This is a genomic window from Kitasatospora sp. NPDC091335, assembly GCF_044757205.1.
Classification (GTDB): Bacteria; Actinomycetota; Actinomycetes; order Streptomycetales; family Streptomycetaceae; genus Kitasatospora.
In genome coordinates this window covers 30,930-49,893 of record NZ_JBIVUM010000015.1, presented here as the reverse complement: position 1 = coordinate 49,893, position 18,964 = coordinate 30,930, and the positions used below count along the sequence as shown (strand labels likewise).

Sequence of the window (18,964 nt, the reverse complement as noted above, 5' to 3'; positions counted from 1 at the left end):
GGTGGCCGTGATGGTCGGTGCGGTTCTGATCGGAGTGCTGGCCCTGGTCGTCGCGGGGTGCGGCTGCGTGGTGTGGGCCGACCGGGGCGGGCCCCGCTGGACCCGCGCGGTCGCGGCCCTCACCATCGGCGCCGGCAAGGCCGTGCGCGGCTACCAGCGCCAGCCCCGCCGGACGAACAGCGGCGGAGAGGGCGGGGACGGCGGGGACGGCAGCTGAGCCGCAGGCCCCGCGGTGTCCACCGCTGCCGGTGCCGCTGCCCGTACCGGGCTTGGTCGTCGCGGCCTCGTCCCTGGCGCGGGCCTTTGCCAGCCCCGTGTCCTGGCGTCGGTCGCCGCCGCGCCCGCGGCCGGATCCGCCGCCCGGGCCCGCCCCACCCCCACGCGCGCCAGCCCGGTCGGCGCAGGCCCTACGCTGTGGCGGATGAGCTTCCACCTGGTCGTCGGACACGGGCCCGCCGGGGCCGCCACCGCCCGCCTGCTGGCCGGACAGGGCCACGAGGTCCGGGTCGTCACCCGCACCGGGCGCCCCGCCGGGGCGGCCGTCCCCGGCGTCGAGCACCTCGCCCTGGACGCGTCCGACCCCGTACGGCTGGCGCGGGCCGCCCGCGGCGCCGCCGCCGTCCACGGCTGCGCCGCCCCGCCACTGCCGCGGTGGACCCGGCTGTGGCCCGCGCTGACCGCCTCGCTGTGCGCGGCGGCCGAGGAGAGCGGCACGGTGCTGGTGATGCTCGGCAACCTGTACGGCTACGGGCCGGTGACGGGCCCGATGACCGAGGACCTGCCGCTCGCCGCCACCGGCCCCAAGGGGCGGGTGCGGGCGGCGGCCTGGGAGCAGGCGCGGGCGCTGCACGAGGCCGGACGGATCCGGGCCGTGGAGGTGCGGTCCTCGGACTTCTTCGGCCCCGGCGTCACCGACGGCGGCCACCTGGCCGCGCGGGTGATGCCGAACCTGCTGAAGGGCCGCCCGGTCGCCACCCTCGGCGACCCGGACACCCCGCACAGCTGGACCTACCTGCCGGACGTGGCCCGGGCGATGGCCGAGCTGGCGGGCGAGGAGCGGGCCTGGGGCCGGGCCTGGCACGTGCCCACCGCCGCGCCGCTGTCGGTGCGCGCGATGGCCGGCCGGTTGGCCGCCGAGGCCGGCGGCGGACCGGTCGCGGTGCGCCGTCTGCCCGCGCCGCTGCTCGCCGTGGCGGGGCTGGTCAACCCGCTGCTGCGCGAACTGCGGGAGGTGCGCTACCAGTTCGACCGGCCGTTCACGGTGGACTGCTCCGCGTACGAGGCGGCGTTCACGGTCCGGGCCACGCCGCTGGAGGAGCAGCTGCGGGCGACGGTCGCCTGGTGGCGCGAGCGGGCGTAGCCGGCGCGGGGCCGCCCGCCGCCGCTGCTTCCGTGGCGGGCCTCTCCGCCCCACTCCATCCGTTCACCGGACACCGGTCCCCGACTTCCGTAGTATTCCGTCCGTGGCCAAACGACGTGATGTCGAGCGTGAAGTCCTGTTTTCCATCCGGGAGTTGTCGGCCTCCCTGATACCCGCGGCCGAGCTGTTCCGCGAGCTGCACACCCTGCTGGTGGGCCCGCTCGGCTTCGACGGCGGCTGCTGGCACGGCAACGACCCGGTCACCGGCTTCCCCGTCTCCACCGTCGCCGACGGCCTCGACCCCGCCCGGTTCGAGCAGGCCGTGCAACTGGAGCTCCAGGGCGATGACGCCACCACCTTCACCGCGATCCGCACCGCCGGCCGGCTGGCCCAGAGCGTCGGCCGGGCCACCGACGGGCGGCCCGAACGCAGCGTCCGCTACCGGGAGTTGCTCCACCCCTGCGGCTACGGCGACGAACTGCGGATCAACTTCGACCTCGGCGGCGGCCGCTGGGCCTCGGCGGCGTTCATGCGCGAACGCGCCCGCGGCCACTACGAACTGCCCCACCTGCGCCTGGCGGAACGCGTCGCCGCCCCGATCGGCGCGGCCCTGCGCGGCTCCCACCTCGCCGCCCTGCGCGGCACCCAGCCCGTACACGCCCCGGCCGTGGCCATCCTCGACGGCTACGGGCGGCTGCGCTCGACGGACGCGGCGGCCCGCGAACTCATCGGACGGATGGCCGAACCCACCGCCCACACCGGCGGGGTGCCCAGCGGCTTCCTCACCGTCGCCCGCCACGCCGCCCGCACCGGCGGGCCGGCGGAGGTGCGGGTGTGCACCCCCGACGGCCAGTGGCTCGCCCTGAACGCCTCCCCGCTGGACGGCCGCCGCGGCGGCGTCGCCGTCGTCGCCTCCCCCGTCTCCCCCGCCCAGCGCCTGCCCCTGGCCCTGCTCGCCCACGGCCTGTCCCCGCGCGAACAGCAGGTCGCCCTGCACGCGGTGCGCGGCGCCAGCACCAAGGACATCGCCGCCCTCCTCCACCTGACCGTGCCCACCGTCCAGCAGCACGTCACCGCGATCCTCCACAAGACCGGCACCGGCACCCGCCGCGAACTGGTCGCCCTCCTCATGGCCGACCACCTCCCCACCCTCGGCCGGCCCCCGGCCTGACGCCGCGGCGGCGCGGCATCGTTCGCAGGATCGGACAGGCCCCGGGCCCGTGCTAGCGGAAGGCGGCGACGTTGCGGGCGGCCCAGGCGGAGAAGGGGCGCGGGGCGCGGCCGAGGACCCGCTGGACGTCCGGGCTGATGCGCAGTTCGGCCGGGTTGGGTGCGCCGAGGATGTCCAGGGTGTCGTCGGCGAGTTCCGCCGGCATGGCCCGGCTCATGGCAGCCCTGGCCTCGGCGCGGGTGAGCTCGTGGAACCGCACCGGCGAGCCCAGCGCGTCGGCGATCGCGGCCGCCTGCCCGCGCGGCGTGATCACCTCGGGGCCGGTCAGCTGGTACACGCCGCCGGCGTGCCGGTCGTCCAGCAGGCAGGCCGCCGCGACCGCCGCGATGTCCGCCGGGTCGACGACCGGCACGCCGACATCGCCGAAGGGCGCGGCGGCGAGCCCCTGCGCACGGACGGAATCGGCCCACCAGAGAGCGTTCGAGGCGAAGCCGCCCGGCCGCAGGATCGCCCACTCCAGGCCGGATTCCCGCAGTGTGTCCTCCAGTTCGCGCATCGCGATCCGGGTCGGCCCGAAGGGCCTGGTCACCACGCCCTGGCTGGAGAGCAGCACGACCCGCCGGACCCCGGCGGCCGCGGCCTCGCCGATGAGGTCGGCGGGGTCGCCCCCGGCGGCGTGCAGGTCGCCGGAGAGCAGCAGGAAGAGCGCCGTCGCCCCGGCCAGCGCGGGCCTGAGCTCGGCCGGCCCGGCCAGGTCGGCCGCCAGATGGCGAGCGCCGTCCGGCACCGCCGCCGGGTGCCGCGACACCGCCGTCACCCGCTGCCCCGCCTCGGTCAGCGCCCGCGTCAACGGCCGGCCGATGTTCCCGGTCGCTCCGGTCACCACGATCATGGTCACTCCTCGTCAGATGTTCTCGGTGGCTCCGACGTTAGGAGGGCGGGCTGACTCCGGGTAAGGACATACCTGGAGGTAAGCTCATGGCATGGTGGGAGGGGTGCAGGACAGAGGGACCGAGGCGGGCGGCCGGTATGACGTGTTTCACACCGACTGCCCCGCGCGCGACATGGTCGACCACGTCACCAGCAGGTGGGGCGTCTGGGTGCTGATCTCCCTGCGGAGCAACGACCTGCGCTTCTTCGAGCTGCGCGAGAGCATCCACGGCATCAGCGAGAAGATGCTCGCCCAGACCCTGCGGGTACTGGTCCGGGACGGCCTGCTCTGGCGGAAGGTCGAGCCGACCACGCCGCCCCAGGTCACGTACGGCCTGACCGAGTTCGGCCACGAGGTGGGCGAGCCGCTGACGGAGCTGTTCGACCGGATCACCCGACGCCTCCCGCCGGGCGGACGGCCCGGACTCGCAAGTCCCCCGGCCGCCGGCCCCTTGACCACATGACCGCATGACCGCACCTACGGCGCGGTGAGGCTCGGGCGCCGCCCGCCGCCGTCAGAGGTCGTCGAAGACCACGAGTCCTCCCTCGGGAAGGCCGACTCTTCCGATCCGCCGTGGACCGGCGGCTACGACACGTGAGCGGCCGCCACCGGCCCGTACGGCGGGTTCCTCGCTAGGCTCGACAGCGCCAGGGCTCCGACGGGACGGCGAGGTGTGCGCATGCTCGGGTACGACGCGGACGGGTTCGTGCGGGACGGGGTGCCGCACCGGGTGGTGGCCGGGGCGGTGCACTACTTCCGGGTGCACCCGCGGCTGTGGGAGGACCGGCTGCGCCGGGTGCGGGCGCTGGGGGTGAACACCGTGGACACCTACATCCCCTGGAACTTCCACGAACTGCCCGACGGCACCGTGGACTTCACCGGCTGGCGGGACGTGGCCCGGTTCGTGCGGCTGGCCGCCGGCCTGGGCCTGGACGTGATCCTGCGCCCCGGTCCGTACATCTGCGCCGAGTGGGAGTTCGGCGGGCTGCCCGCCCGGCTGCTCGCGGTGGACGGCCTGCGGCTGCGCTGCGCCGACCCGGCGTACCTGGCCGAGGTGGACGGCTGGTTCGACGCGCTGGTGCCCGAACTGCTGCCGCTGCTGGCGAGCCGCGGCGGGCCGGTGGTGGCGGTGCAGGTGGAGAACGAGTACGGCAGCTACGGCAACGACGCCGGCTACCTCGCCCACCTGCGCGACGGCCTGCTGCGCCGCGGCGTGGACTGCCTGCTGTTCACCACCGACGGCGCCCACGACTCCATGCAGCAGGGCGGCGCCATCCCCGGCGAGCTGGCCACCGTGACCTTCGGCTCGCGCGCCCCCGAGCGCCTCGCGGTGCTCCGCCGCCACCAGGGCAAGGGCCCGCTGACCGCCATGGAGTTCTGGATCGGCTGGTTCGACCAGTGGGGCCTGCCGCACCACGTGCGCGACCCGGAGGAGACCGCCGCCTCGCTCGACGAGCTGCTCGCCACCGGCGCCTCCGTCAGCCTCTACATGGCGCACGGCGGCACCAGCTTCGGCCTGTGGTCCGGCGCCAACCACTCCGGCGCCCACCCGCTGGACGCCGGCTACGAGCCGACCGTCACCAGCTACGACTACGACGCGCCGATCGGCGAGGCCGGCGAGCTGACCGGGAAGTTCCACGCCCTGCGCGAGGTCATCGGCCGCTACCTGCCCCTGCCGGACGGCGAACTGCCCGCCCCCGTACCCCGGGTGGCACCGCAGCGCCTGGAGCGGGCCGAGGGGCGGGCGGCGCTGCTGGACGGGCTGGACGCGCTCTCGCGGCCCCGGCAGCACGCCGCGCCGCTGCCGATGGAACGGGTCGGGCAGGACCGCGGGCTGATCCACTACCGCACCCGCGTACCCGCCGGCCGACCCGAACTGCCGCTGCGCATCGACGGGTTGGCCGACCGGGCGCAGGTCTTCGCCGACGGTCGCCCGCTCGGGGTACTGGAGCGCAACTCCCCCGGCGCGACGCTGCCGCTGGCCACCGGACCCGACGGCGTCGTGCTGGACATCCTGGTCGAGGCGCTCGGCCGGGTGAACTACGGCCCGCAGATGGACGACCGCAAGGGCATCACCCGCGGCGTCTCGCACGGCCACCAGCGGCTCTTCGACTGGCAGATCCGGACGCTGCCGCTGACCGACCTGTCCGCCCTGCGCTTCACCGACGACGGCGACAACACCGGCACCAGGGCCGGCGACGGCGAGCCGGCCTTCCACCGCTTCACCGCCCACCTCCCCGCCCCCGCCGACGCGTTCGTCGCCCTGCCCGGCTGGGGCCGCGGGCTGCTCTGGCTCAACGGCTTCCTCCTCGGCCGCCACTGCGCCGCCGGCCCCCAGCACACCCTCTACGCCCCCGCCCCGCTGTGGCGCGCCGGCCCCAACGAGCTGGTCGTCCTGGAACTCGAACGGCACGGCACCGCGGTGGAGTTGCGCGACGAACCGGACCTCGGACCGGTCACGGCCGCCCCCAGCTCCGAGTACTGAGGCACCACCCGCCTGCACACTCGGGCCCGAACAGGGCCCCCGTTCAGGCCCCGATCAGGCGCAGCGAGGCCCACAGGGCCAGGACGGCGGCGGTGAGGGTGGCGGGGACGGCGAGCAGGCCCAGGCGGGTGAAGCGGCGCAGGTCCACCGGTACGCCGTGGTCGCGGACGATGCCGCGCCACAGCAGGGTGGCCAGCGAGCCGGCGTAGCCGAGGTTGGGGCCGATGTTGACGCCGAGGAGGACGGCGAGGACGGCGCCGGGCCCGGCCGTGGCGGCCAGCGGGACCAGGGCGAGGGTGGCGGGCAGGTTGTTGATGACGTTGGCGAGGACGGCGGCCAGCGCGGCGGTGGCGAGCAGGGCGGGCAGGGTGGTGCCGGAGGGGACGAGGTGGGCCAGGCCGGTGGCCAGTCCGTTGTCGACGACGGCGCGCACGACGATGCCCAGGGCCAGGACGAACGCGAGGAACGGCGGGTTGGCCGAGCGGACGACGGTGGTGGCGGTGGTGTGGCCGCGAGCCAGGGCGCGGACGGCCAGGACGGTGGCGCCGGCGGCCGCGGCCCAGGCCGGGTCGATGTCCAGGGCGGAGGCGAGGACGAATCCGGCGAGGGTGCCGGCGACGGTGAGCAGGGCGAACAGCGGCATGGCGGGGGCCGGCCCGGCCGTCGGCGTCCCGGCGGGGACGGCGTCCAGGTCGGTGGCGAAGAAGCGGCGCAGGACGAGGTACTCGACGCCGACGGCCGCCAGCCAGGGCAGTGTCATCAGGGCGGCGAAGCGGCCGAAGCTCAGGCCGCCGGCGGTGAAGGCCAGCAGGTTGGTCAGGTTGGAGACCGGCAGCAGCAGCGAGGCGGTGTTCGACAGGTGGGCGCAGGCGTAGAGGTGCGGTGCGGGCCGGGCGCCGAGGCGGGCGGTGGTGGCGAGCACCACGGGGGTGAGCAGGACGACGGTGGCGTCCAGGCTGAGGACAGCGGTGACCGCCGAGGCGGCGGCGAACACCTGGACCAGCAGGCGGCGCGGACGCCCGGTGGCGCCGCGCGCCATCCAGGCCCCGCAGGCGCGGAACAGGCCCTCGTCGTCGCAGAGCCTGGCCAGGACCAGGACGGCGGCCAGGAAGCCGACCACCGGTGCGAGCCGGGCGGCCTCGGCGGTCGCGTGGCCCAGCGGGACGGCGCCGGTCGCCACCAGCAGGGCGGCGGCCGGCACCGCGACGACGGCCTCCGGCCAGCCCCGGGGCCTGGCGACGGCGCAGACCAGGACGAGCACCAGCAGGCCCACGGACAGGGCTTCGGCGCAGGCGGTGTTCAGCGGTGCTCCTCGGGCAGGGGGGTGCTCGGTGGCCGGTGGCCGGTGGCCGGTGTGCACGGGGTCGGGTCCGCGGCCCGGCGCAGCATGCCACACGGCGGCCCGCGGCCCGCAGACGGACCGCCTCCGCCCCCCGGGGTCAGGTCAGTCCCACCAGAAGGACCACTGGTGGACGCCCACCAGCTGCTCGGCGTACTCGGTGAGGGTGCCGGCGCCCTGGAAGATCAGGTCGGGGCAGAAGGCGGTGTGCTCGGCGGCCAGCGGGAGCGCCTCGGCGAGCGTGGCGGGCGGCACGGGGACGCTCAACTCCAGGGTGTCGAAGCCGACTTCGACCACCTGGGTGCCGAAGCGGCGCTCCCAGTCGGCGAGCACGGCGGCGATCTTGGCGATGTCGTTCTCGTGGTTCAGGGGGCCGCTCCAGCCGCACACCGCGAGGGCGTCGGCGCCGCTGTCGGCCCGGACCAGGCCGAGGCGGACGTCCTTGAAGGAGCGCAGCACGTCGGCCAGCCCCCTGGCCTCGGCACCGGCGGCGCCGGCGGGGAGGGTGACGGCGCGGGCGGTGCCCGGCCAGGTGCGGCCGTAGGGGGCCAGGGTCTCGTCGGGCTCCTCCTCGTCCCCGGACGCGTGGCCGTCACCGTCCTCGTCGTCCTCGTCGCCGTCGCTCTCCCACCAGCCGCGCAGCAGGGCGGCCGGGTCGTAGAGGTCGGGCCGGGAGGCGTAGCTCGGGGACAGTTCGCCGGACAGCCAGGGCCTGAAGTCGTCGTCGCCGTGGCCCAGCGGGGTGAGCAGCAGCGGCCACAGGCCGCTCTGCGGGTGGGCGCGGTGCAGCCGCGCCCACAGCCCGGCGGGGGCGAGGTCGTCGCTGACCCACATCAGCGGCTCCCGCCCCTCGTCCTCGGCGACCAGTCGGCCGGGCGGCAGGGCTGTGGGCAGGGCCGCGAGGGCGGCGGCGAGGTCCAGGTGCTCGGTCATGCGGCTCACCGTAGGGGCGGGCACCGACAGCGCCGCACTGGCAACGGCGCACCGGCAACGCCCCACCGACAGCGGCGCACCGACGCCGGGTGCCCCGCCGCTCCCGTCAGGACCAGGGCAGCCCGGCGCGCGTGCGCCAGTACGCCTCGGCGGGCTCGGCCATGGCGGCGAGGGTTGCCAGGTCGTCGGGGGTGGGGTGGAGGGCGGTGGCGGCGAGGTTGGAGGTGAGCTGGTCCGGGGTGGCGGCGCCGGACAGGACGATGCCGGCCCAGGGCTGGGCGGCGGCCGCGGCCAGGGCGAGGGCGTCGGGGGTGGCGGCGGTGCGGTCGGCGAGGGTGCGCAGCGCGGCGGTGCCGGGGCCGGTGGCGTTGCGGCCGGCCAGGCGGCCGTTGGCCATGGCCTCCTTGACCACGACCAGCCATCCGGCGGCGTGGGCCTCGGCGAGGGCGGGGGCGGCGGAGGTCTCCAGCAGGTTCCAGGTGGACTGGACGGCGGTGAACAGCGGGCGGCCGCCGGCGGTGACGGTGAGGGCGCGGCGGATGGTGTCGGCCTGGGCGGGGCCGCTGGTGGACAGGCCCACCCGGACGCCTCCGGCGGCGAGGCCGGCGAGGCGCTCGTGCAGGGCGGGGTCGGTGAGGGCGGGGCTGTCGGGGGTGACGGAGTGGACGAGGTAGACGTCGAGGTGGTCGCCGAGCAGGGTGCGGGTCTCGTGGATCTGGCGGTCGTAGACGGCGGTGGAGTGTTCCTTGACCTCGTGGGCGGCGACGCCGTCGGTCTGCCAGCCGGCGGTGTAGGTGTAGCCCCACTTGCTGCCGACCGTCACCTCGGCCGCGGCCCGGGGGTGCCCGGCGAGCCACTGGCCGAGGAACTCCTCGGCGCGGCCGTAGGAGCGGGCGGTGTCGAGGTAGCGCACGCCGGCGGCGTACGCGGCGTCGAGCAGGGCGTGGGTGCGTTCGCGCAGGGCTTCGACGGTGCGGTCGGCGGGCAGGTCGGTGTCGCGCCCGAGGTTGATGTAGCCGGGCCGGCCGACGGCCGCGGTGCCCAGGCCGAGGCGCGCGGGGTGCGGGTGCGCGGGGGCGGCGGTGGGGTCGGTCGGCATGGCGGGGTCTCCTCGGGCGCGACGGTGCTCACCTGGGACCTTAGCCGCGGCGGGGTCCGGCCGCGGTGCGGGGCCTGGCGGCGTCAGCGGTGCCGGTCGTGCCGGTCACCTGGTGCCGGTCGTACCGGTCATGTGGCGCCGGCCAGCGGTGCCGGTCGTGGCCGGTCAGCGGCCGCTGAGCGTGCCGCGGATCCAGGGGGCGTAGGCGGGCACGTCGGTGTAGAGGCCGGGTCCGTCGGCGCAGGCCGTGCCGGGGGCGCCGGGGCCCGAGGTGGTGCCGACGAGTTCCCAGCGGCCGCCGCGGCCGCGCTGGATCTGCGGGCCGCCGGAGTCGCCGAAGCAGGCCATGGCCTGGGGGACCTGGCTGAGGGTGCACAGGCGGGTGGAGCCGGCCCAGCCGGGGGCGCAGTCGGCCTGGGCGCCGACGCGGGTGGGCAGTTCCTGGAGGCGGTCGGGGAAGACCATCTGCTGGTAGTCGGTGGTGTCGACGACGGTGCCGAAGCCGAGCAGCCTGGTGGGGGTGCCGGCCGGTCCCGGTCGGTCGGCGATGCGGACGGGCTGCTGGGCGACGGGGCGGTCCAGGCGCACCAGCGCGAGGTCGTCGTGGTTGGGGGCGGTGGCGCCGTCCCCGAAGCCGAAGCCGGGGTGGACCACGACGCGGTCGACGTTGCGTACGGTGCCGCCGCTGTCGCGGTGGGCGCTGCCGATGCGCACGGTGCCCTTGAGGGTGACGCCGGTGGCCTCGGTGCCCACCACGCAGTGCGCGGCGGTCAGCACCCACCGGGGGTCGATCAGGGTGGCGCCGCAGGCCCCGTCGGCGAGCTGCGCGGCGCTGAGCGGGAGGGTGGCCATGAAGGGGTAGCGCTCGGTGGAGTCGCGGCCGTTGATGATGGCGGAGGCGCTTCCGCTCATGGCGGTGGCGCCCAGGGCCGCGGCCAGGGCGGTGACGGCGGCGGCCCGGCCGACGCGGCGGCGGCGGGCGGTCGTACGGGGATTCGTGCGGGAAGTCGTGCGGGCGGTCGTGGCCTCGGTCGTACGGTCGGCGGTGGCGTCGACGGTCTTGCGGAACGGCACGGGTGACGGCCTTTCGGTTGTGCTGGTGCGAATGGCTCCAGCCAACCCCGGACCGTCCGGCCGGAACACCCGGCCAGCAGGCCGCCCCGGCCTGGGGGTATCCCCCGTATCCGGTGCCCCGCACGCCGTCCCCGCGCTGCTTTCGGCACCGGCAAAACCCGCGAAGCGGAAGTTCCCGTTTGACGGCGAAGCCTGATACGGTCGTAGGAGTTGCAGTTTTGGTTCCCATGACTCTGTGTGCGCCTGCTGGTTCCATCGCAGGCGTATTTTTTTTCTGAGGTCCCGGCGGGTCATCAGTGCGGCGACGGATAGTCCGCGCAGTGCGGGTCTATGGCGCCTTCTAAGGAGAATTCCTATGGCTTTCGGTACCGTGAAGTGGTTCAACGGCGAAAAGGGCTTCGGCTTCATTCAGCAGGAGGACGGCGGCCCGGACGTCTTCGCCCACTACTCGAACATCAACGCCTCCGGCTTCCGTGAGCTGCTCGAGGGCCAGAAGGTCGAGTACGACGTCACCCAGGGCCAGAAGGGCCTTCAGGCGGAGAACATTCGCCCCGTCGCCCTCTGACATATCCCGCTGAGCGATTTCTTTTTCGATTTCGCACGGCGAACGGGGCCCGTACCGCTCAGGCGGTACGGGCCCCGTTCCTTGTCCGGGTCCACGCACGCCGACGGGTAAAGCGCGGCGCGCGGCCCGGCCTCTTCCTTCTGCTTCCGCGGACGCTTCCGCCGCCGCCGGCTGTTCCCGTATTCGTACGGGCTGCCAGGGCACGGATGAAGGATTTCCTCAGGCCGCCTTTCGAACGGCCGAAACCGGTTTTCCGGCCGTACGGAGCCGCCGCGGGGCCCTCACCGGGTGACGGCCGGCGTGACGGCCGGGGCACCGGCTCGAACGGCCTCCCCGGCCATTCCCTGCGACGGCGACGGCACCGGCGACGGCAGCCGCGGCGGCAGCGCCGCGGGGGCGGTGCCGCGCTCACGCTCCGCCTCACGCCCCGGCCTGGACTCGCGCTCACGCTCCGGCTCGGGCCAGCCCGAGGAGACGGTGCGGACGGCCTGGACGGGCGCGCCGACCGGCGCCTCGTTCACCCGCGCCGCGCGCACCGGCACGGCGGCCGGGGCGACGGCCTGGTCCAGGCGCAGCACGAAGTTGACGTAGTCCAGCGGCTTGCCCGGCCAGTGGCAGTCGTTGCTGGTGAGCAGCTGGCTGCGCAGGCCGTCGTGTTCGGTGACCGGCCCGGGGGTGGTGCGCAGGTTCGGCTGCCAGCTGCGGCCCCACAGGTGGTGTTCCAGGGACAGCGTCCAGCTCTCCTCGTCCACGTCGATCGCGGCGCCGACCCGGCCGGGCAGCACCCGCAGCCCGTACGCGCCGCGGACGACGACCCGCTGGTCGAAGTCGGCGCTCCTGCCGACCACGGTGATCCGCCACGCGCCGTGGAACCTGAGCATGCCTGCCTCCTGACGCCGCGGCGCCCGCTCCGGCAGAGGGCGCCCCGTCCACGTCTACGGCCCCGCACCGGCGCGCGGCTCAGCCGGTGAGCCGGCCGCTCGGTGAGCCCGCCGCCGGCTCAGCCGGTGAGCCAGCCCGCCTGGGCGGCCCGGACCCCGGCCTGGAAGCGGCTGCGGGCGTCGAGGCGTTCCATCAGGTCGGTGGCGATGCGGCGGGCGGTCCTGGGCGAGACGCCCAGGCGCTTGGCGATGGCGTCGTCGGTGTGGCCGTCCGCGAGCAGGGTGACGGCGGCCTGTTCCTGGGCGCTGAGCCCGTGCTCGTTGAGGCGGGTGGTGGTGCCGAGCGGCTGCGCGTCCGCCCAGACGGTCTCGAACAGCGCGCACAGCGCGGCCAGCATGCCCTGTCCGGTGAGCACGACGGCGCCGGTGGCGGTGCTGTCGCTGAGGACGGGGATGACGGCGGTGGCGCGGTCGACGACGATCATGCGGGTCGGCAGTGCGGCCACGGTGCGGACCTGGCCGCCGTGGGAGACGAGCCAGTTCACGTACTCCACGGTGTGCGGGCTGTTGCGGATGCTGTCCAGGTAGACGGTGCGCATCCGGATGCCGCGTTCCAGCAGGTCGAGGTCGAGGGGCTTGGCCGCCTCGATGTTCTCGGGCTTCTGGCCGCCGTCCGGGGCGAAGGTCATGACCTCCTCGCGCACCTCCCGGGTGAGCGTGGTGAGCCGGTCGCGGATCTGGTCGAGGCCGGTCAGCTGCTCGACGCCGGGCTGGTCGGAGGCCGGGCGCAGGTCGGCGTACTCGGCGATGAGCTGCGCGGCCGCGGCCCTGGAGGCCTCGATGCGCGACTGCTGGGCCGCGAGTTCGGCCTGCTGCCGGGCCATCAGGATCTCCATCCCGACCTCGGGGGAGACGGCGCGCAGCTCGCCCGCGCGGTCCGCGGACGGGCGCAGCAGGGCCAGATCGCTGAGCGTGTCCAGGGCCTGCCTGACCTGCTGCTCCGGCAGGGCGAGGCGCACGCCGAGGGCGGCCACCCCCTCCTGCGGGTGCGCGAGCATCGTCCGGTAGACCGTTTCCGAGACCTTGTCCAGCCCCAGTGCCGTCAGCATTTCCCCACCCCCGTGATGAACCCGTGTTCGATCCGCGCGCGATCATTTCACAACCTTCCGGGCGTGACCATCGCCGTGGTGGACGGTTCAGGCCTGGGCCGGTATGGTCCTCGCCCTTTCCTATGTTCCGAACGCCCTTGCGCGGCAAGCTCGTTGCATGTACCTCGTCCACACCGCGCTGCGCCCTGATTCGCCGGGCCTCGCGCTGCCCCCCGACGCCCGTGAGCTGCTGCTGGCCGCCGCCCTTCCCGGGGACCGGGTCGAGCACCTGGTCGTCCATCCGGAGGCGTTCCCGGATCCGGTGCTCGGTGTGTACCTCGTCGCCGACTCCCTCGCCGAGGCGGAGGGCCGGGCGGCCGTGTTCTGCGGTCGGGTGCTGGCGGCCGTGCCCGGGTTCGAGGGCTGGAGGGCGGCGGGGTCGGGTGTGCCGCTCGTCGCGGCGTTCTACGAGCGGCTGCTGTCCGGCCCCGCCGGCGCGGACGACACGGACGGCGTGGACGGTTCCGCCGGCCCCGCCGCCCCCGCCCGTGAGGACGGTTCCGCCGGCCCTGGCCGGAACGGTCCAGGGGCGCTTCCGTCCACCTGAATCCCCTTCCATGGGCCGTGACCAGCGACGAAGCTAGTTGATGTCGGCAGGGAACACCGCCGGCGACAGACCGGAGAGAGCGTCACCGCGGGACGCGAACACCGGAACAGCCCCGAGCCCGTCACATCCGAGAAGGAGACACCGTCATGCTTCGTTCCGTCCCCGCCAAGGCCGCCGCGGTCGCCGCCCTCGCCCTCGCCGCCCTCGTCCCGGCCGTCGCCGCCCAGGCCTCCCCCGCCCAGCCGGCGGGCGTCGTCCTGGCCGAGGCCGCCGAACCGGCCGTCGCCACCGTCGCCACCACGATCACCCCCGGCCCGTCCGACAACATGATCTGGGGCTGATCCCCGGGCCGCGGACGCCCACCGATCGGCTGCTCCTGCAGGGCAGCCGCCCGGCCGGACCGGACCGTCCCTCCGCGCACCGCCGACGGTGCTCCGGGACCGCCGGCCCCTCGGTCCGCGAGGCCCTGAACACTTCACGACGACGCACCGCTGACGGCGCACCACTCACGACGCACCAGTCACGACGCACCGCCGATCACGACGCACCGCTGACGGCGCGCGGCCGATGACGCCCCGCCGTCGCCCCCTCGACTTCTCACACCCTCGAACACCTCGGGAGATATGTCATGTCCAAGACCAGCCTTCGCCGTGCCGCCGCGCTGACCACCGCCGCCGCGGTCCTGCCGCTCAGCCTCGCCCTGGGCGCCTCCACGGCCTCCGCCAGCGTCGGCACCTCCATCGCCGCCACCGCCAAGGCCAACGTGGGCAAGAACGCCTGCTCGGTCAACAGCGCGGGCACCAACTACTACTACAGCAGCTGCACCGGTGCCTCCGGCAACCCCGAGAACTGGTGCGCGGACTTCGCCATGTGGGTCTGGAAGCAGAACGGCGTGGATGTGCGCGGCCTGAGCCCGTGGGCCGGCGACTTCGGCCGCTACAACGGCGGGCTGCACAAGACTCCGCAGGTCGGCGACGCGGTCCTGTACGACTACAGCGGCGGCTACGCGGCGCACGTGGCGATCGTGACGGCCGTCGGCAACGGCACGATCACCACCATCGGCGGCAACGAGGGCGGCACCAGCGGCAACTGGGCCGCCACCTCCAGGGTCAAGGAAGTGACCCACAGCTCCGCCATCGGCTACAGCTGGGGCGGCCAGCGCCTCAGCGGCTACGTGTCGCCGATCGGCGGCACCGACTCCGGCAGCCCCGCCGCCCCCGCCCCGACCCCGCCCGCGCCGAACCACGTGTACGACAACGTCCGCTTCGCCAACGGCAACTGGCAGGGCGCCGCCCTCGCCGACGCCGGTGCGGACGTCTCCCAGGTCGTCACCGCGGCGCTGCCCAACGGCGACCTGCACGTCGTCACCCTCAGCAACGGCAAGGTGTACGACAACGTCCGCTTCGCCAACGGCACCTGGCAGGGCGCAGCCCTCGCCGACGGCGCCGGCACCATCTCCTCGATCGCGGCCGTCGGCATGCCCAACGGCGACATGCACCTGGAGACCGTGGTCAACGGGAACGTGTACGACAACGTCCGCTTCGCCAACGGTTCCTGGCAGGGCGCGGCCCTGGCCGACGCGGCCGGCACCATCACCCAGGCGGGGGTCGCCGCGATGCCCAACGGCGACCTGCACCTGGTCACCCTGGCCAACGGTGTCGTGTACGACAACGTCCGCTTCACCAGTGGCGCCTGGCAGGGCGCCGCGGTCGCCGACGCCGGCGGCAAGGTGGCCTCGATCTCGGTGGCCGGCATGCCGAACGGCGACATGCACCTGGCGACCGTGGGCGAGCGCAACGTGTACGACAACGTCCGCTTCGCCAACGGCAACTGGCAGGGCGCAGCCCTCGCCGACGCCGGCGGCGCGGTCGGCCAGGCCGCGATCACCGCGATGCCCAACGGCGACCTGCACCTGGTCACCCTGAGCAACGGCAACGTGTACGACAACGTCCGCTTCGCCAACGGCAACTGGCAGGGCGCGGCCGTGGCCGACGCCGGCGGCAAGGTGAACGCCATCGCCGCGACCGGGATGCCCAACGGCGACATGCACCTGAACACCCTCGCCAACTGACGCTCCTCCCCCCCTGATCAGCCGCTCTGCACCACACAGCCGTCCGCTCCCGCCGGGGAGCGGGCGGCTGCCCTCGTTCGCCCCCGCCCTGCCCCGTCAGCGCTGGACCGTCAGCGCTGCCCCGTCAGCGCTGGACCGTCAGCGCCGAACGGTCAGCGCTGGGCGGCGGCCAGGGAACGGAGCTGGACGTGGACGGCGGCCGGTTCGGTGCCGGTGAGCGCCGCGATCTCGGCGGCCGGCAGGTCGAGGACCAGGTGCAGCAGCAGGACGTCCTGCTGGGTGGCGGTGAGGTGGGCGACCGGCCCGAACGGCCGGGGGCCGGCCAGGGTGCGGACCCGGCGGCGCACCGCCTGCCAGGCGCAGGCCGTCGGGCTGGCGGTGGACAGGGCGTCGAGCCAGTGGCCGCCGAGTTCCTCGAAGGCGTCGTGGACGGCCAGTCGGGCGTCGGCGGGCGGCAGGAGCAGTTCGGCGTAGTCCAGGTAGTGGCGCTGGTGGAGGTCGCGCAGCGCCCGCAGGCCCAGCGCGGGCCCGGGGTCGGCCGGGCGGCGGGGTGGTGTCGGCATGGTGGTGTCCCGAGGTGGCGCGGGTGGGTGCTGGTCCGCGGCCGGGGCGCGGGTCGCGCGTCCCGGCCGCGGACCCGGTCACACGAGGACCGACGGGTTGTCGTCGGTGCCGTCGCGGCCCGCCGCGGCGGGGTGGCCGGGGCTCTCGTCCCGGTCGGCGGCCCGGCTGTTGCGCAGGGTCACCCACAGGCGGAACAGGATGTCCGTCGAGGCGCCCGCGCTGGAGGACTGCATGGCCCGGGCGAACTCGCTCTGGTACGTGCGCGAGTTGACCGGGACCGGGGTGCGGGAGTTGTTGGTCCGCTCCCAGGCCGCCGCCCACTGGGCGCGGCGGGCCTCCTTGACCCCGCAGACCTCCATGTAGGCGAGGAACACGGGCTTGCGCAGCGGGGCCTCGCCCTTGAGGACCAGGGACAGGGTGCTGGAGGGCAGGCGTTCGCCCCGCTCGCGGGCCCGGCGGTCCAGTTCCCTCAGGGAGGGCCAGTCGGCCTTGCGGCGCATCTCGTGCATCGCCCGGCGCAGGTCGGCGAAGGAGTCGACCTGCTGGGGGTCGACCCGGCGGGGTGCGCGCAGCAGCCGCCGGCTCCCCGAGGGGCGGGGGACGTGGGACCAGTAGTTGGCCTGGGCCCACTTGCGCCGGATGGTCTTGAGGTCGCCGCCGCATTCGCGGGTGACGGCCTCCACGACCTTCCAGCTCGGCACGGAGCGACCGTCGGCGGCCCGTTGCAGGGTGGTGGGGTGGTAGTTGGTCCGAGCGGCGAGCTGACGATACGTCAACCCTGCCTGCTCGCGCTGATTCCGCAGCAGGAGGGCCAGCCGGGCGAGCGCCGGCTCGGTCACCTCGATCGGATTCTCTTGGCGTCCCATCGCAGGCAGGCGTTCTTCCTAGGCCTGCCCCCGTCGCAGCCTTACGGCCAACAGGCAGCCGCCCGTGGCCAGTTCGATCGCCGCCCCGGCCGACATGCCCGTCGCCACCAGGACGGCGGCCAGCACGACCACGACGACGACCACGGCCGTCTCACCGGCCGCGAACGGCCCGTACGGGCGCGGGCGCAGCGGTACGGGGTCCGCCGTCGCGCAGCGGGTGCGGGTTCGGGTGCGGATGCGCTTGTTCCGGTTCCTCGTCATCGAGGAGGCCTCCATATCACTGTCCACTCCAACTGACGGGCACTTGTGCGGTTGGCGTCGCACTGTGTGCCCGGTGGCATCACACTCTGTCAGGCGTACGGGTGAATCCCAATCGGTTCGGTGAACATCGCGCGGATTGATGCGCCACTGTCCCGGTCTCCGCCCGCAATTCTGTGAACGCCCTATCAGAGACGCACAGTTCAACGAACTGAAACCGGATTTTGATGCGCCTTTGTGCAGCATGCCCTTGTGAGCCGTCCTGGCTGGGTGTGACGATTTGGAGCGGCGTTCACCCGGACCCGCGGGTCCGGAACCCGGGGGCGCTGTTCACTCCAACAACTCGGGAACATCGGCAGCGGGCCGTGTTGGCGCATGGGTCCGCCCGAACAGCAGAGACCGCCCGGCCCTGGTGGCCCGAGCGGTCTCTCTGTATTTCCCGGCACCGGCCGGTGCCCCGCGTTCGGTGGACGGCGGGTCACCCGCCCGCCGGGGCGGGGGCGGGGCGGGGTGCCGTGGCCGGGGTGTGCAGTGCCGGGTAGTCGGTGTAGCCCTCGGCTCCGCCCGTGTACATCAGGCCGCGGTCGCGCACCTGGTTGACCGGCGCGCCGGTGCGCAGCCGGTGGACGAGGTCCGGGTTCGCGAGGAACGGGCGGCCCAGCGCGATCAGGTCGGCGCCCGCGGCGAGCAGCCGCTCGGCGGCGGCCCTGCCGCCGTCCTCGGGCAGCGGGCCGCCCCAGCCCAGCACCGGGTTGGCGATGAGGGTGCCGGGCCAGGCCGCGCGCAGCTCGCGGAACAGCGCCTGGCCGGGGTCGGCGAACACGACGTGCAGGTAGGCCGGGCCGATCCCGGCGAGGGCGGCGACCAGTTCCGGGTAGATCGCCTCGGTGTCGCCCTCGGCCATGGCGTTCGCGGTGACGCCGGGGGCGATGCGGACGCCGACCCGCTCGGGGCCGATGGCGTCGGCGACGGCGCGCACGACCTCGACGGTGAACCGGATGCGGTGGGCGACCGGTCCGCCGTAGGCGTCGGTGCGCCGGTTGGTGTCCTGGCCGAGGAACTGGTGGAGCAGGTAGCCGTTCGCGGCGTGCACCTCGACTCCGGCGAAGCCGGCGGCCACCGCGTTGCGGGCGGCGTTCGCGAAGTCCTCGACGGTGGCGCGGATGTCCTCGGCCGTCATCTCGCGCGGCACCACCGCCGGACGCGGACCGGACGGGGTGTGCACCGGGCCGGGGAACGGCACCGGGGAGGGTGCGACGGGGTGCAGGCCGCTGGTCTCCGGGTGGCCGATCCGGCCGCCGTGCTGGAGTTGCAGGAACATCCGTCCGCCGGCGGCGCGCACGGTGTCGGTGACCGCCCGCCAGCCCTCGACGTGCGCGTCCCGGTGGATGGCCGGGATGTTCGGGTACGTCGCGCCGACCCGGTTCGGGGTGGTGGCCTCGGCGATGATCAGCCCGGCGCCGGCCCGCTGGGCGTAGTACTCGGCCATGATCGGCGGCGGGGTGCCGTCGGCGGCGGCCCGGTTGCGGGTCATGGGGGCCATCACCAGGCGGTTCGGCAGGTCGAGCGGGCCGAGCCGGGCGGGCTCGAACAGGTCGCGGGCGGCGGGGGCGGCGGCGGGGCTCGTGGTCATGGCGGGGGCCTTTCCGGGTACGGGGCTTCGGAGTTCGCG

Annotated in this window: 20 protein-coding genes; 9 read left to right on the top strand and 11 right to left on the bottom strand. The window is 74.8% G+C overall.

From position 1 onward, the window contains the following. The first annotated feature begins 10 nt into the window (after positions 1 to 10). The 3 genes from ACIQOW_RS27775 to ACIQOW_RS27765 all read left to right on the top strand — a co-directional run bounded on the left by ACIQOW_RS27775 (position 11) and on the right by ACIQOW_RS27765 (position 2,531). Positions 11 to 217 (top strand): hypothetical protein, encoded by a 207-nt coding sequence (locus tag ACIQOW_RS27775; protein ID WP_401089392.1) that lies wholly within the window; start codon positions 11 to 13, stop codon positions 215 to 217. 204 nt (positions 218 to 421) lie between these two features. Then, the gene (locus tag ACIQOW_RS27770) at positions 422 to 1,360 is read left to right on the top strand and encodes an NAD-dependent epimerase/dehydratase family protein (RefSeq protein ID WP_401089390.1); all 939 of its coding nucleotides are present in this window, start codon (positions 422 to 424) and stop codon (positions 1,358 to 1,360) included. Between the two features lie 154 nt (positions 1,361 to 1,514). Continuing rightward, a complete protein-coding gene (locus tag ACIQOW_RS27765; protein ID WP_401089389.1) occupies positions 1,515 to 2,531 on the top strand; it encodes a LuxR C-terminal-related transcriptional regulator in 1,017 nt (338 codons plus the stop codon). Positions 2,532 to 2,583: 52 nt separating this feature from the next. On the opposite strand, the gene ACIQOW_RS27760 is transcribed toward ACIQOW_RS27765, so the two are convergent. Continuing rightward, positions 2,584 to 3,423: an SDR family oxidoreductase gene (locus ACIQOW_RS27760; protein ID WP_401089387.1), complete on the bottom strand. Its 840-nt coding sequence runs from the start codon at positions 3,421 to 3,423 to the stop codon at positions 2,584 to 2,586. 91 nt (positions 3,424 to 3,514) lie between these two features. Here ACIQOW_RS27760 and ACIQOW_RS27755 point away from each other — a divergent pair, with 91 nt between their 5' ends. Together ACIQOW_RS27755 and ACIQOW_RS27750 are read left to right on the top strand one after the other, a co-directional pair. Further along, a complete protein-coding gene (locus ACIQOW_RS27755) occupies positions 3,515 to 3,925 on the top strand; it encodes a winged helix-turn-helix transcriptional regulator (RefSeq protein WP_401089385.1) in 411 nt (136 codons plus the stop codon). A 216-nt stretch (positions 3,926 to 4,141) separates the two neighbouring features. Then, positions 4,142 to 5,947 (top strand): beta-galactosidase family protein, encoded by a 1,806-nt coding sequence (locus ACIQOW_RS27750; protein WP_401089383.1) that lies wholly within the window; start codon positions 4,142 to 4,144, stop codon positions 5,945 to 5,947. 43 nt (positions 5,948 to 5,990) lie between these two features. On the opposite strand, the gene ACIQOW_RS27745 is transcribed toward ACIQOW_RS27750, so the two are convergent. From ACIQOW_RS27745 to ACIQOW_RS27730, 4 genes are all read right to left on the bottom strand, one after another. Then, positions 5,991 to 7,250: an SLC13 family permease gene (locus ACIQOW_RS27745; RefSeq protein WP_401089706.1), complete on the bottom strand. Its 1,260-nt coding sequence runs from the start codon at positions 7,248 to 7,250 to the stop codon at positions 5,991 to 5,993. 141 nt (positions 7,251 to 7,391) lie between these two features. After that, positions 7,392 to 8,219 carry a DUF4253 domain-containing protein gene (locus tag ACIQOW_RS27740; protein ID WP_401089381.1) on the bottom strand — a complete coding sequence of 276 codons (828 nt, stop codon included), beginning with the start codon at positions 8,217 to 8,219 and terminating at the stop codon, positions 7,392 to 7,394. A 106-nt stretch (positions 8,220 to 8,325) separates the two neighbouring features. Next, positions 8,326 to 9,318: an aldo/keto reductase gene (locus ACIQOW_RS27735; protein ID WP_401089379.1), complete on the bottom strand. Its 993-nt coding sequence runs from the start codon at positions 9,316 to 9,318 to the stop codon at positions 8,326 to 8,328. A gap of 165 nt (positions 9,319 to 9,483) precedes the next feature. Next, positions 9,484 to 10,392 carry a S1 family peptidase gene (locus tag ACIQOW_RS27730; RefSeq protein WP_401089377.1) on the bottom strand — a complete coding sequence of 303 codons (909 nt, stop codon included), beginning with the start codon at positions 10,390 to 10,392 and terminating at the stop codon, positions 9,484 to 9,486. Positions 10,393 to 10,747: 355 nt separating this feature from the next. Between ACIQOW_RS27730 and ACIQOW_RS27725 the strand changes: the two genes are divergently transcribed. Next, a complete protein-coding gene (locus ACIQOW_RS27725; protein WP_049660537.1) occupies positions 10,748 to 10,957 on the top strand; it encodes a cold-shock protein in 210 nt (69 codons plus the stop codon). Between the two features lie 281 nt (positions 10,958 to 11,238). On the opposite strand, the gene ACIQOW_RS27720 is transcribed toward ACIQOW_RS27725, so the two are convergent. Then, positions 11,239 to 11,838 (bottom strand): hypothetical protein, encoded by a 600-nt coding sequence (locus ACIQOW_RS27720; protein WP_401089374.1) that lies wholly within the window; start codon positions 11,836 to 11,838, stop codon positions 11,239 to 11,241. A gap of 119 nt (positions 11,839 to 11,957) precedes the next feature. Continuing rightward, positions 11,958 to 12,947 (bottom strand): helix-turn-helix domain-containing protein, encoded by a 990-nt coding sequence (locus ACIQOW_RS27715; RefSeq protein WP_401089372.1) that lies wholly within the window; start codon positions 12,945 to 12,947, stop codon positions 11,958 to 11,960. 157 nt (positions 12,948 to 13,104) lie between these two features. Between ACIQOW_RS27715 and ACIQOW_RS27710 the strand changes: the two genes are divergently transcribed. The 3 genes from ACIQOW_RS27710 to ACIQOW_RS27700 all read left to right on the top strand — a co-directional run bounded on the left by ACIQOW_RS27710 (position 13,105) and on the right by ACIQOW_RS27700 (position 15,604). Beyond that, complete coding sequence (locus ACIQOW_RS27710) at positions 13,105 to 13,533, top strand: hypothetical protein (RefSeq protein WP_401089370.1); 429 nt, start codon at positions 13,105 to 13,107, stop codon at positions 13,531 to 13,533. A 146-nt stretch (positions 13,534 to 13,679) separates the two neighbouring features. Beyond that, positions 13,680 to 13,874 carry a hypothetical protein gene (locus ACIQOW_RS27705; RefSeq protein ID WP_188299886.1) on the top strand — a complete coding sequence of 65 codons (195 nt, stop codon included), beginning with the start codon at positions 13,680 to 13,682 and terminating at the stop codon, positions 13,872 to 13,874. A gap of 287 nt (positions 13,875 to 14,161) precedes the next feature. Next, a complete protein-coding gene (locus ACIQOW_RS27700) occupies positions 14,162 to 15,604 on the top strand; it encodes a CHAP domain-containing protein (protein ID WP_401089367.1) in 1,443 nt (480 codons plus the stop codon). 152 nt (positions 15,605 to 15,756) lie between these two features. Here ACIQOW_RS27700 and ACIQOW_RS27695 read toward each other — a convergent pair whose 3' ends face one another. From ACIQOW_RS27695 to ACIQOW_RS27680, 4 genes are all read right to left on the bottom strand, one after another. Further along, complete coding sequence (locus ACIQOW_RS27695) at positions 15,757 to 16,167, bottom strand: sigma factor-like helix-turn-helix DNA-binding protein (protein ID WP_401089365.1); 411 nt, start codon at positions 16,165 to 16,167, stop codon at positions 15,757 to 15,759. A 78-nt stretch (positions 16,168 to 16,245) separates the two neighbouring features. Then, positions 16,246 to 17,007, bottom strand: a complete 762-nt coding sequence (locus ACIQOW_RS27690) for a helix-turn-helix domain-containing protein (RefSeq protein ID WP_401089363.1) — start codon at positions 17,005 to 17,007, stop codon at positions 16,246 to 16,248. A gap of 45 nt (positions 17,008 to 17,052) precedes the next feature. Beyond that, the gene (locus ACIQOW_RS27685; protein WP_401089361.1) at positions 17,053 to 17,295 is read right to left on the bottom strand and encodes a hypothetical protein; all 243 of its coding nucleotides are present in this window, start codon (positions 17,293 to 17,295) and stop codon (positions 17,053 to 17,055) included. A 475-nt stretch (positions 17,296 to 17,770) separates the two neighbouring features. Continuing rightward, entirely contained in the window at positions 17,771 to 18,925 is a 1,155-nt protein-coding gene (locus tag ACIQOW_RS27680) for an alkene reductase (RefSeq protein WP_401089359.1), read from the bottom strand. Between the last annotated feature and the right edge of the window lie 39 nt (positions 18,926 to 18,964).